General features: G+C 69.9%; 10 protein-coding genes and 1 pseudogene. 3 read left to right on the top strand and 8 right to left on the bottom strand.

Annotated features, from left to right (window positions below; genetic code table 11):
- Positions 1 to 151: 151 nt before the first annotated feature.
- A pseudogene (locus tag AB0F38_RS13105) lies at positions 152 to 307 on the top strand (nuclear transport factor 2 family protein); the annotation flags it as partial.
- Here AB0F38_RS13105 and AB0F38_RS13100 read toward each other — a convergent pair.
- Positions 265 to 1,215 carry a LysR family transcriptional regulator gene (locus AB0F38_RS13100; protein ID WP_361891084.1) on the bottom strand — a complete coding sequence of 317 codons (951 nt, stop codon included), beginning with the start codon at positions 1,213 to 1,215 and terminating at the stop codon, positions 265 to 267. The pseudogene AB0F38_RS13105 and the gene AB0F38_RS13100 overlap by 43 nt on opposite strands.
- A gap of 48 nt (positions 1,216 to 1,263) precedes the next feature.
- On the opposite strand from AB0F38_RS13100, the gene AB0F38_RS13095 reads away from it, so the two are divergent.
- Positions 1,264 to 2,214: a nitrilase-related carbon-nitrogen hydrolase gene (locus AB0F38_RS13095; protein WP_361891082.1), complete on the top strand. Its 951-nt coding sequence runs from the start codon at positions 1,264 to 1,266 to the stop codon at positions 2,212 to 2,214.
- Positions 2,215 to 2,413: 199 nt separating this feature from the next.
- Complete coding sequence (locus AB0F38_RS13090; RefSeq protein ID WP_361891079.1) at positions 2,414 to 2,857, top strand: SRPBCC family protein; 444 nt, start codon at positions 2,414 to 2,416, stop codon at positions 2,855 to 2,857.
- A 303-nt stretch (positions 2,858 to 3,160) separates the two neighbouring features.
- Here the strand turns inward: AB0F38_RS13090 and AB0F38_RS13085 are convergent, their stop codons facing one another.
- The 7 genes from AB0F38_RS13085 to AB0F38_RS13055 form a co-directional block, all read right to left on the bottom strand.
- Complete coding sequence (locus AB0F38_RS13085) at positions 3,161 to 3,766, bottom strand: GPP34 family phosphoprotein (RefSeq protein ID WP_361891076.1); 606 nt, start codon at positions 3,764 to 3,766, stop codon at positions 3,161 to 3,163.
- 300 nt (positions 3,767 to 4,066) lie between these two features.
- On the bottom strand, positions 4,067 to 4,426 hold the full coding sequence (locus AB0F38_RS13080; protein ID WP_361891073.1) for a LuxR family transcriptional regulator: 360 nt from the start codon (positions 4,424 to 4,426) through the stop codon (positions 4,067 to 4,069).
- Between the two features lie 186 nt (positions 4,427 to 4,612).
- Positions 4,613 to 5,371: a respiratory nitrate reductase subunit gamma gene (narI, locus tag AB0F38_RS13075; protein WP_361891070.1), complete on the bottom strand. Its 759-nt coding sequence runs from the start codon at positions 5,369 to 5,371 to the stop codon at positions 4,613 to 4,615.
- On the bottom strand, positions 5,368 to 6,102 hold the full coding sequence (narJ, locus tag AB0F38_RS13070; protein ID WP_361891067.1) for a nitrate reductase molybdenum cofactor assembly chaperone: 735 nt from the start codon (positions 6,100 to 6,102) through the stop codon (positions 5,368 to 5,370). Before narJ ends, narI begins: the two co-directional genes overlap by 4 nt.
- Positions 6,099 to 7,781 carry a nitrate reductase subunit beta gene (gene narH / locus AB0F38_RS13065; RefSeq protein WP_361891064.1) on the bottom strand — a complete coding sequence of 561 codons (1,683 nt, stop codon included), beginning with the start codon at positions 7,779 to 7,781 and terminating at the stop codon, positions 6,099 to 6,101. The genes narJ and narH overlap by 4 nt, the downstream gene beginning before the upstream one ends.
- A 1-nt stretch (position 7,782) precedes the next feature.
- Positions 7,783 to 11,463 (bottom strand): nitrate reductase subunit alpha, encoded by a 3,681-nt coding sequence (locus AB0F38_RS13060; RefSeq protein ID WP_361891508.1) that lies wholly within the window; start codon positions 11,461 to 11,463, stop codon positions 7,783 to 7,785.
- A 199-nt stretch (positions 11,464 to 11,662) separates the two neighbouring features.
- Complete coding sequence (locus tag AB0F38_RS13055) at positions 11,663 to 11,848, bottom strand: hypothetical protein (protein ID WP_361891061.1); 186 nt, start codon at positions 11,846 to 11,848, stop codon at positions 11,663 to 11,665.
- Positions 11,849 to 11,993 lie beyond the last annotated feature (145 nt).

Below are 11,993 nucleotides of genomic sequence, written 5' to 3'. Positions count from 1 at the left end.
GCAGTGGAACCGGTACACCACAGGGACGACGCATCCGGGCTACGCGCACGCGGCGCTCGGGAGGGCCAGGAGGAGGGCCCTGGCCAGATGGTCCGGCGGAGCCGGGTGCCGTGACAGGGGGTGTGGCTCGGTTGGTCCACCGTTGGTGAGGACCGGCGCGATGGTGCGCTGCTCGGCGGTGGACATGCCGGACCAGTGGGCCCGGTATCAATGGGCCGTCACCATGCCGGGTGGCAGCCCTCGCCCGGCGGGAACAGACGTCCCTCATCCGCGGCGGGGTGCCACACACTCGATGCCGCGGTGCTGAAGCGTCGCCTCCCCGACCAGGCCGCGGAGCCAGATGTGGGCGGGATCGTCGGTGACGCTTCCGTGCCAGATCGAGCTGACGGTGTACCGGGGCATCGGCAGGGGCGGTGCGGCTGTAACCAGACCAAGGGCCTCGGCGTAGACGGTGGCCGCGTGGGTGGGGAGGGTGGCCAGGACCGGCAAGGTCGTGAGCTGGAGGGCGGCTCCGGCGAAGTGGGTGGTGGAGGCGATCACGTGGCGGTCCAGCCCACGTGCTTCCAGGAGGTCGTCGACGATGCCGCGTCGGCTGTCGTAGGAGATCAGCAGGTGCGGGTGGGCCAGGTAGTCGTCGAGGGTGATCGGGGCCCGAAGCGGCAGGAGGCGGGGGTTGAACAGGCAGGTGTAGCCGGAGGTGAACAGGTCCCGGGTGCGGTGGTCGGCGCCGTGGGCGGGGGCGGCGGCCACACCGAGATCGACCTCACCACGGTCGATCATGCCGGCGAGGGTATTCCGGCTGGCCTGACGTACGGCGACCCGGATGCCCGGCAGCGTCGCGGTAGCGGTCAGCAGTCGAGGCAGAAGCACCGCTTCCACATCGTCGGACATGCCCAGAGTGAAGGTCCGGCGGGCCGTGGCCGCATCGAAGTGGTCCCGGTCGATCACGGCGCTGTGGATCAGTCCGAGGGCCGGCTCGATGCGCCGGGCCAACTCGATGGCACGCGGTGTCGGCTCGACACCTCCGCGGGTGCGGGTGAACAGCTCGTCGTCGAACAGCCCGCGGAGCCGACCGAGTGCGGCGCTGGCCGCGCCCTGGCTCAGATGCAAGGCGGCTGCTGCCCGGGTGACGCTGCGCTCACGCATCAGGGCGGAGAAGACGACCAGAAGATTGAGGTCGGCTCTCCTGAATTCGGTTTCATAAATGTCGATCATTGCGAGCATTAGTTTGCCGCATGAGTTCGGGGTTTCTACCGTCGACCCATGACCTCCGCCTCACCTGCCCCCCGCCGTACCCTGACCGCCGCTGTCGTGCAGGCTGCAGCTCCACTGTTCGACACACCGACCGCGCAGATCCGAGCCGAAGAGTTCATCCGCGAGGCTGTCCGCGACCGGAACGCCGAGGTCGTCGTGCTTCCCGAGGCCTTCCTGGGCGGCTACCCCAAGGGACTGGACTTCGGGATCACGGTCGGCAGCCGTACCCCGGCAGGCCGCGACCTGTTCCGCCGCTACCACGCCGCGGCCATCGACATTCCCGGTCCGGAGGTCGAGGCGCTGGCCGCCGTCACACGGGAGCTCGGATGCCACGCCGTGGTCGGCGCGGTCGAACGTCAGGGCGGCACGCTGTACTGCGTCGCGCTCTTCTTCGGCCCCGACGGCTACCTGGGCCTGCACCGCAAGTTGATGCCCACCGCCGCCGAGCGCTACCTCTGGGGTCAGGGCGACGGCTCCACCCTCCCCGTCGTCGACACCGGCACCGCCCGCCTCGGCGCGGCCATCTGCTGGGAGAACTACATGCCGCTCTTCCGCACCGCGATGTACGCCAAGGGCGTCGACCTGTGGTGCGCACCGACCGTCGACGACCGCGACGCCTGGCAGGCCACCATGCGACACATCGCGCTGGAAGGGCGCTGCTTCGTCCTCAGCGCCGGCCAGTATCTGCGTCGCGACGCCCTGCCGGCCGATGTCCGTCCCGTCCAGGGCGACGAGCCCGATACGGTTCTGATCGGTGGCGGCTCCGTCATCGTCTCCCCGCTCGGCGAGGTCCTCGCCGGACCGCTACGCGACGGCGAGGGCATCCTGACCGCTGAACTCGACCTCGACGACCTCACCCGCGCCCGATTCGACCTCGACACCACCGGCCACTACGCCCGCCCCGACGTCTTCACCCTCCACGTCGACGAATCTCCCCACCCCACGGTCACCGGCCGCTGACATCAGGCGGGGCGCCACGGTCAGGTCGGACGGCCCGGCCGAAACCGGCGACGGACATGGCGGGGGGTTTTCGCCGGCTTCGGGGCGCGTGTCCCGGGCAGGACGCCGAGCTCGGTGAGTGAGTACCGGCGTGCGCTGCCGACTATCGGGTAGTCGGCAGCACAACGCGTAACCGAGCGAAAGAAGGAGTTGTTCCGTCATGTCCTCCTCCCTCGTCGAAACCGTCGACATCAAGGCACCGGTCAGCGTCACCTGGGCCCTGTGGAGCGATGTGACGCAGTGGCCCAGGTTTCTGAGCCACGTGCGACGGGTCGATCCGATGGACGAGCGCCGATTCTCCTGGCAGTTGTCCCTGCCGGGCGCCGACAAGAGTTTCGTGGCGGAGCTCACCGAGGTCGTCCCGCAGGACCGGATCGCCTGGAAGACGATCGAGGGTGTGCATCACGCGGGCGTGGTCACCTTCCACCGGCTCGACGACACCTCCAGCCGGGTCGCCCTGCAGATCGAGTACGAACCCAGCGGGTTCGTGGAGCATCTGGGTGCCTTGACCAACCTCGACTCGGCACTGGCCAACTACGACCTGGGCGAGTTCCAGAAGCTGGCCGAGTCCACGGCGGCGGGTGACGGCCCTCGGGGCCTGTGACCACGGCCGCTCGCCGGGGCCGGGAATGCCCCGGAGACGGGAACCGCCCGTGCGCAGCCCTTCCACAGTGCGCACGGGCGGTTGCGTACTCTCGCGTGCCTCATCTCCAGCGCCACGCCCGTGCTCGCAGGTCGTGGTGCAAAGGCCTGGCCGGGTTCGTCTCCGCCACGCTCCTGGCCGTCGACCTGCCGGCCGTCCTGGTTTCTGTGCGGTCGTCGTCCACCGGGTCGGCCGCCGGACGGTGATGGTCTCGCAGCGCGGCATCTTCTCTTCCACGCTGTCGGCCTCGAACGCGGACCTGACTCACGGTCCGCGCCAGAGGTTGGCGAAGGCCGCGCTCTCGATGGTCCGCCTCTGGCGCACGGCCTCCAGCTCCATCACCGCGTCGTGGACGGCGGCCACCACGGTCGTCACCGCCTCGTCATCGAGGCGGGGCTCGTCGTCGGGCCGTCCGCCGTCCATGCCCACCACCGAGGCGAGGGCCGACAGGACCGGGTCCTTCCGCTCCCAGCGGCCGGCCGCCCGGCGGCGGCTGGGCGTATCGACCGGTTCCACGCGTTCCGGGCCGAAGGACAGCCGGCCGCTTCGCTTCCGCGTCAGCTCGCCGTCCTCCTCCAGTACGGCCTGGTACGTGGCCGAGAGGTCCCGGCCCCGGCGCCACAGCCAGTCCTCGATCCGCTCGTAGGGCGGTTGCCGGGTGAGTCGTGCCGCAGCCTCGCCCAGGAGCCGATCGTCCTGCGCGGGCGGCCCGCCCGGCACGATGCGGTCGCCGTCCACGGTGACGGCGCCCGCACCGATGAGATCGATCAGCTCGGCCCCCGCGAGTGCGAGCGACAGGTCACCCTGTCCCACGGCGTGCTCAGGCCTCGGGTCCATGGCGATGATGAACAGGTCTTTCGCCGTGGTCATGAAGGGCTCCCCTCCGAGATACCGACAAAGGTCCGGTCCCCTCGGACCCGGCCCACATCCGGAGCTGGGCGTGACGAGGCGACTGCACGATCAGTATCGCCCGCGCGGGCGCTCGAAGCCCTGTCGCGGGGCGTAGTTCACATGAGCATCGACGACGAGTGGCCGACTCCGGTCAGGTGCGGGGCCATGAAAGGTGACGGGAGCGAGACGTCGTCCCACTCCGCCCGCCCCACGGCCGGGGGCTCACGTCGCCAGGCCGCGGCGCCGAGTCCTCCGAGGTCTGCCGAACCTCACCTGCCGTCAGCCGAGGCGAACGGTGAGCAGAACGACGGAGTCGGTGTCGGCGATGAGCCGATGCCGCTGGTCCGGGATGGGAATGAGGTCGTGTTCGTCCAGTACCCACTCGCAATCGGTCGTGGCCAGCCGGACCCGCCCGGTCAGGCAGCCGAGAGTGGCAGCGCCGGGGGCGTCGTGTTCCGCGAGTTCACACCCTGCGACGAGGGCGAGCAGCGTCGTCCGGAGTCCGGGGACGGATACCACCGTACGGGCTGCTCGCCTCGCCCTCGCTGCATGGGCGTCGGCCAGGAGGCTCTGTCCTGCCGCGTGGAGCGGGACCACCTCACGGGCGGGCGCGGGGTCATTGTCCTGTGACGGGCTCATCTGAATCCTCCGTGGATACTCCGTCGTTCACGGCGGAGAGGAAAGGGACTGCTGCGGGGCAGGGCAGCCGGCTGCGATGCGCCGCTGTGGCGGATCGCTGTGTTCTGAGCGCGGGCAGTCGGCGACGAAGCAGAAACCCCACTGCGCGATCCGTAGCACTCTCCCCCGGCCGCGAGGGAGAGGAAGTCAACGAGTGTGCTCCCATCCACGCCGAGGCGTGCGGCTGCCGAACTGTTCGTCGCGGCTGCGGTAGACGATGTAAGGGCGGGTCAGGTACCCCAGAGGTGCGGTGAGCATGTGGACGAGCCGGGTGAAGGGCCAGGCGGCGAACAGCAGCAGGGCGCTGATCGCGTGCAGTTGGAACAGCACCGGGGCGCCGGCCATCTGGTCCGGGTCGGGCTGGAAGTAGAAGACGGAGCGGAACCACGGGGAGATGGTTTCGCGGTAGTCGTAGCCGCCGCCGACGATGTTCGCGGCCACCGTGGCGGCCAGACCGAGCACGATGGTCACGGTCAGGGCGACGTACATGGCCTTGTCGTTGCGGGTCGTGGCGGAGAAGACCGGTCCGACGGTGCGGCGCCGGTAGATCAGGATGGCCAGCCCGCCGAGGGTGGCGACGCCCGCGATCGTGCCCAGGACGACGGCGCCGACGTGGTACGCGTGCTCGCTGATGCCGACCGCTTCGGTCCAGCTCTTGGGGATGATCAGGCCGCCGACATGGCCGATGAGGACGACGAGGATGCCGAAGTGGAACAGAGGGCTGCCGATGCGCAGCAGCCGGCTCTCGTAGAGCTGGGACGAGCGGGTCGTCCAGCCGAATTTGTCGTAGCGGTAGCGCCAGATGTGGCCGAGGACGAAAGCGGTGAGCACCAGGTAGGGCAGGATCACCCACAGGAAGGTCTCGAAGGCCGTGGCGGGGGCTCCTTGGGCCAGGACGGCGGTCATCGGGGGCCTCCGGTCGGGTCCGGCATGTACTCGGGCGGTGCGAAGGGGGCCAGGCCGACCTCTTCCTCGGGGGGCCCTTCGGAGGCCAGGCGGGCCACGGCGGTGCGCTGGTCCCCGCTCAGCGGGGGCAGGGTGGCGGAGACGGAGTCCAGCAGTTCCGCCCACGGCGATCGGGCATCACGCAGGGCCAGGCGGAGCAGTTCCAGCCCGGCACGGTGGTCGGTGAGCAGCTTCAGGCCGGTGGCCGGCTGACCGGCCGCCGCGGCGAACTCCAGGACGACGGCCAGATGGTCGGGGAGCTCGTCGTCGGCGAGCCGCCATCCGGCACGGGCGTAGGTCTGCTTCAGCCGCACCAGGGCGACGCCGCGGCGGCGGGTGTCACCGTGGGCGTAGTAGGTCAGGAACGGGCAGCAGCGCCTGCGGTGGTCGAAGGTGGCGACGTATTCCGCCGCCAGGTCGGCGCCGGGCGTGTTCCCGAGGTGGTCGAGGAAGCGGCGCAGAGGTTCGCGTACCGGGCCGGGCAGGGTGGGCAGCAGACGTCCGGCCAGGGCGGCGTGGCCGGTGAGGGTGTCGTCGGGGTAGGCCAGCAGCAGCGACTGGATCTGCCAGGCGGAGGGGAGCCAGGCGGCGCCGGAGGAGTTCGTGCCGCGCGCGCCCCACCTGCCGCTCGTGGCCTCTCCTGCCTTCGCGCCGTTGCGTACGGCTCCGGTGATCCTCGCGATGCGACTCACGGTCGGGGCTCGCTCTCTCCCTCGGTGCCGGGACGCTTCGGAGGGAACATCCCCTCGGGTGCCCCCCTGCCGTCCCAGTTGAGGAGGTTGACACGGGTGTCCTTGTCGGTGGGCGCGGCGGCCGTGTCCGCGGTCTGCCTCTCCCGCAGCACGTGGAAGTTCTCCACCGCCACGGGAGCGGGGCCGCCGGACGACTCACCGAAGGGGCCGGATCCGCCCATCCCGGGCCCGCCGTCGTAGTCGAGACTGCACTCGGTGGCCAGCTCCTCCAGCCTGTGGGCCTGTTCGGCGTGGGCGGGCGGGATCACGTAGCGCTCGTCGTACTTGGCGAGTGCCAGCAGCCGGTACAGGTCGTAGAGGTGTTCGCCGGTCATGCCGACGGCGCTCGGGACGCTGTCGTCGGGCTCGCGTCCCAGGTTGATGTCGCGCATGTAGGAGCGCATCGCGGCCAGCTTGCGCAGCACGGCGTCGACGGGGGCCGGATCACCTGCGGTGAACAGTTGGGCGAGGTAGTCGACGGGGATGCGCAGGGCGTCGACGGCGGCGAAGAGGTTGCCGCTGTCTTCGGCGTCGTGGCCGGTGTCGCGGATGGCGTCGACGACCGGGGACAGTGGCGGGATGTACCAGACCATGGGCATGGTGCGGTACTCCGGGTGCAGCGGGAGGGCCACCCTGTAGGTGCTGATCAGGGCGTGGACGGGGGAGCGCCGGGCTGCCTCGATCCAGTCGCGGGGGATGCCCGCCTTCTCTGCTTCGGCGGCCACCTGGGGGTCGTGGGGGTCGAGGAAGACCTCGCGCTGTGCTTCGTACAGCCCGGTGTCGTCGGGGGTGGAGGCGGCTTCGAGGACCCTGTCGGCGTCGTAGAGGACGAGGCCGATGTAGCGCAGGCGCCCGACGCAGGTTTCGGAGCAGACGGTGGGGATGCCGACCTCGATGCGCGGGAAGCAGAAGGTGCACTTCTCGGCCTTGCCGGTGCGGTGGTTGAAGTAGATCTTCTTGTACGGGCAGCCGGTGACGCACATCCGCCAGCCGCGGCAGCGGTCCTGGTCGACCAGGACGATTCCGTCCTCCTCGCGCTTGTAGATGGCGCCGGAGGGGCAGGAAGCGGCGCACGACGGGTTGAGGCAGTGCTCGCAGATCCGCGGCAGGTAGAACATGAAGGTCTGCTCGAACTCGAACTTGATCTTCTCCGAGACGCCGGCCAGCAGGACGTCCTTCCCGCCGTGGTCGGTCGAGCCGCCGAGGTTGTCGTCCCAGTTCGCCGACCAGGTGATCTTCATGTCCTTGCCGCTGATCAGGGACTTGGGCCGGGCGACGGGGGTGTGCTCCTGCAGCGGGGCGTTGATGAGCGTCTCGTAGTCGTACGTCCACGGCTCGTAGTAGTCGTCGATGGACGGCAGCTTGGGGTTGGAGAAGATCGTGATCAGCTTCTTGAACCGGCCCCCGCCCTTGAGGGACAGCTTGCCGCGCTTGTTGAGTTCCCAGCCGCCCTTCCAGGTCTCCTGGTCCTCGTAGCGGCGCGGGTAGCCCTGCCCGGGCCGGGTCTCGACGTTGTTGAACCACACGTACTCGACGCCGGGGCGGTTGGTCCACGCCTGTTTGCAGGTGACCGAACAGGTGTGGCAGCCGATGCACTTGTCGAGGTTCATCACCATTGCCATCTGGGCCATGACGCGCATATCAGTACTCCACATCCTGGCTGCGGCGGCGGATGACGGTGACCTCGTCGCGCTGGTTGCCCGTCGGGCCCAGATAGTTGAAGGCGTAGGAGAGCTGGGCGTAGCCGCCGATGAGATGGCTCGGCTTGATCAGCAGCCGGGTCAGGCTGTTGTGGATGCCGCCGCGCCGGCCGGTAGTCTCGGTGCGGGGCACGTCGATGAGCCGGTCCTGGGCGTGGTGCATGTACACCGTGCCCTCCGGCATGCGGTGCGAGACAATGGCGCGGGCGTTGACCACGCCGTTGCGGTTGACCGCCTCGATCCAGTCGTTGTCGTGTACGCCGATCTTCTCGGCGTCCTCCTTGCTGACCCACACGGTGGGGCCGCCGCGGGACAGCGAGAGCATCAGCAGGTTGTCCTGGTACTCCGAGTGGATGGACCACTTGTTGTGCGGGGTCAGATAGCGCACGGTCACGCCGAGTTCGCCGGTGTCCCCGATGCGCGGCTCACCGAACAGGGCGCTCATGTTCAACGGTGGCCGGTAGACGGGCAGCTGCTCGCCGAGCGCGGTCATCCAGTCGTGGTCGAGGTAGAAGTGCTGGCGGCCGGTGAGGGTGTGCCACGGCTTGAGGCGTTCCACGTTGATGGTGAACGGCGAGTAGCGGCGCCCGCCGGACTCCGAGCCGGACCACTCCGGAGAGGTCATCACCGGGACCGGGCCGGCCTGGGTGTCGGCGAAGGTGATCTGCTTGCCCTCGTGCTCCGCCGCCAGGTCGGCCATCGCCTTGCCGGTGCGGACTTCCATCGTGCGGAAGCCCTGGGTGGCGAGATGCCCGTTGGTCGTCCCGGACAGGGCGAGGATCGCCTCGCACGCCTGGGTGTCGCGCGCGATCGACGGGCGGCCGTGCGCCACCCCGCCGCGCACGGTGCCGCTCTTGTGCCGCAGGTACTCCAGCTCCCGCTCCAGCTTGAAGGTGACGCCCTTGGTGGTGGCCCCCAGGGTGTCCAGCAGCGGGCCGAGGGCGGCCATCTTCTCGGCGACGGCGCCGTAGTCGCGCTCCACGGTGATCAGTTTCGGCATGGTGCGGCCGGGCACCGGGTCGCACTCGCCCGCCTTCCAGTCGCGGACCTTCCCGTGCGGATTGGCCAGCTCGTCCGGGGTGTCGTGCAGCAGCGGGGCGGCGACCACGTCGTTGCGCACGCCGAGGTGGTCCGCGGCCTGCCGGCTGAACTCCTTGGCCAGGGTGTGGAAGGCGTCCCAGTCGGTGCGGGTCTGCCACGGCGGCGCGATGGCCGGGTTGAACGCGTGTACGAAGGGGTGCATGTCGGTGCTGGACAGGTCGTGCTTCTCGTACCAGGTGGCGGCGGGCAGCACGATGTCGGAGTAGACGGTGGTGCTGGTCATCCGGAAGTCGAGCGTGAGCAGCAGATCGAGTTTGCCGACCGGAGCCTCCTCCCGCCACACCACGTCTTTCGGACGGGCCTGTGGCGGCGCCTCCGTGGCACTGACCGAGGAATCGGTGCCCAGCAGATGCTTCAGGAAGTACTCGTTCCCCTTGGCGGAGGAGCCGAGCAGATTGGCCCGCCAGATGGTCAGCACCCGGGGGAAGTTCTCGGGCGCGTCGGGATCCTCGCCCGCGAACCGCAGCCGGCCGGCCTTCAGCTCGTCCACGATGTGCTCGGCGACCGGGCGGCCGGCGGATTCGGCCTCGTCGGCGAGGTCCAGCGGATTGCGGCCGAAGGTCGGATACGACGGCATCCAGCCCATCCGCGCCGACTGCGCGATGACGTCCGCGGTGGTCTTCCCGGCGAACGGGCTGCCGCCGCCCGCCGCGGAGAGGGTGTCGGCCGAGAAGGGGTCGTAGCGGAACTGGTCGCTGTGCAGATACCAGTACGCGGTCTGGATCATCTGCCGGGCCGGACGGTTCCAGTCGGCGGCGGTCGCGATCGCCGAATAGCCGGTGAGCGGGCGGACCTTCTCCTGGCCGACGTAATGGGCCCAGCCGCCGCCGTTGACGCCTTGGCAGCCCGTCACCGTCGTGAGGGTGAGGAAGGCCCGGTAGATGGTGTCGGAGTGGAACCAGTGGTTGGTGCCCGCCCCCATGATGATCATCGAGCGGCCCTTCGACTCCTCTGCGTTGGCCGCGAACTCCCGGGCGATGCGTGCGGCCCTCGCTGCGTCCACCCCGGTGATCGCCGCCTGCCAGGCCGGGGTGTACGGCTCGGTGGCGTCGTCGTATCCCACCGGCCACCGGCCGGGCAGACCCTCCCGCCCCACCCCGTACTGCGCCAGCAACAGGTCGTACACGGTGGTCACCAGCCGCCCCGCGATCCGCCGCACCGGCACCCCGCGCCGTAGCCGTCCCGCGGTGCCGTCGGGCGCGTCGAAGCGGGGCAGCCCGATGGTGACCGGGGCCTCCCCACCGCCGTCGGCGGACAGCAGCGGGTCGGTGTCGCCGAGGTCCAGGTTCCACCTGCCGGCGCCGGACTCGCCGAAGCGGTCGCCGAGCGTGCCGTTGGGCACCACCGGCTGTCCCGTCGACGCGTCCAGGAGCACGGTCCGGAAGTCCGCGTGCTCGGTGGCCGCGTACTCGCCGCCGAGGTCGGCGGCGGTCAGGAACTTGCCGGGCGTGTACGTGCCCGGCGCGTCCTCGTCCTCGTCGAGTGCGACGAGGAACGGCAGATCCGTGTAGCGCTTGACGTAACCCTCGAAGTACGGAGTCCGCCGGTCGGCGAAGAACTCCTTGAGGATCACATGGCCCATGGCCATCGCCAGTGCCCCGTCGGTGCCGGGCTGGGCGGGAAGCCACTCGTCGGCGAACTTCACGTTGTCCGCGTAGTCCGGGGCGACCGCGATCACCTTCTGGCCGCGGTAGCGGGCTTCCGCCATCCAGTGCGCGTCCGGTGTGCGGGTCACCGGCACGTTCGAGCCCCACATGATCAGATAACCGGCGTCCCACCAGTCGCCCGACTCGGGTACGTCCGTCTGGTCGCCGAACACCTGCGGCGAGGCCACCGGCAGGTCCGCGTACCAGTCGTAGAACGACAGCATCACCCCGCCGACCAGCGAGTAGAACCGGGCCCCGGCCGCGTGCGAGACCATCGACATCGCAGGGATCGGTGAGAACCCGGCCAGCCGGTCAGGACCGTACTCCTTGATCGTGTGCACATGCGCGGCGGCCACCATCTCCACCGCCTCGTCCCAACTCGCCCGCACCAGGCCGCCCTTGCCGCGCGCCGTCTTGTAGCGGCGGGTACGCTCCGGATCGGAGACGATGTCCGCCCAAGCCGCCACCGGATCCCCGAGGCGGGCCTTCGCCTCGCGGTACATCTGCAGCAGCACCCCACGGACGTAGGGATAGCGCACCCGGGTCGGTGAGTAGGTGTACCAGGAGAACGCCGCCCCACGCGGGCAGCCGCGCGGCTCGTACTCCGGGCTGTCCGGGCCGACGGACGGGTAGTCGGTCTGCTGCGACTCCCACGTGATGATGCCGTCCTTGACGTACACCTTCCACGAGCAGGAACCGGTGCAGTTCACTCCGTGCGTGGAGCGCACCACCTTGTCGTGCGACCAGCGGTCCCGGTAGAAGTCGTCCGCCTGCCGTCCGCCGATCCGGTGCAGGGTCCGCAGATCCTTCGAGACCTCCGCCCGGGTGAAGAACCGGCGGCTGCGCACCAGCGCCTCCGCCAGTTCGCCGTCCATACCCGGCTGGGCCCGCTCCGGGTTGGTGTCCGTGCTCACCGAGTGCACTCCGCTCCCGGGCACGCGAGCCCGTGCGAGTCGTGATCGAGGCCGACCGCACACGACTCTACGACTGTCGTCCCCCCAAAGGGAAACAGTCCCACCACGATCACGGAAATCATGGCTCGTGGAGATCTTCCGCGCGCCGGAGCACAACTGCTCAGGCGGGCGGAGGTGACAGGGTGCCGCCCGCCTCGGCGCGTACGGCCTCCACGGCTTCCCACTGCTCGGTGGACAGGGTCGCCAGCGCGGCGGGGAAGACGCCGTCCTGCTCCTTGAGGATGTGCTCGCGCAACAGGGTGACCACATCCAGCAGCCGGCCGGGCCAGGTGGGATCTGCCGGCACGCCCGTCCGCGGCCTCGGCCGGTAGCGACTCGATCCCACGGTGTTCTGCTTCGAGGGCGGCGATGCGGTCGGGGAAATCCTCGGCCCGCTGTCGGGACCGGCACCGGACGAAGGCCGGAACTCGGCCGCCTTCCCGCCCCCCGGC

The organism is Streptomyces sp. NPDC025273 (genome assembly GCF_040638585.1).
Classification (GTDB): Bacteria; Actinomycetota; Actinomycetes; order Streptomycetales; family Streptomycetaceae; genus Streptomyces; species Streptomyces cinereorectus.
The sequence above is the reverse complement of the archived record's forward strand: the minus strand, read 5'-3'. Positions and strand labels throughout refer to the sequence as shown.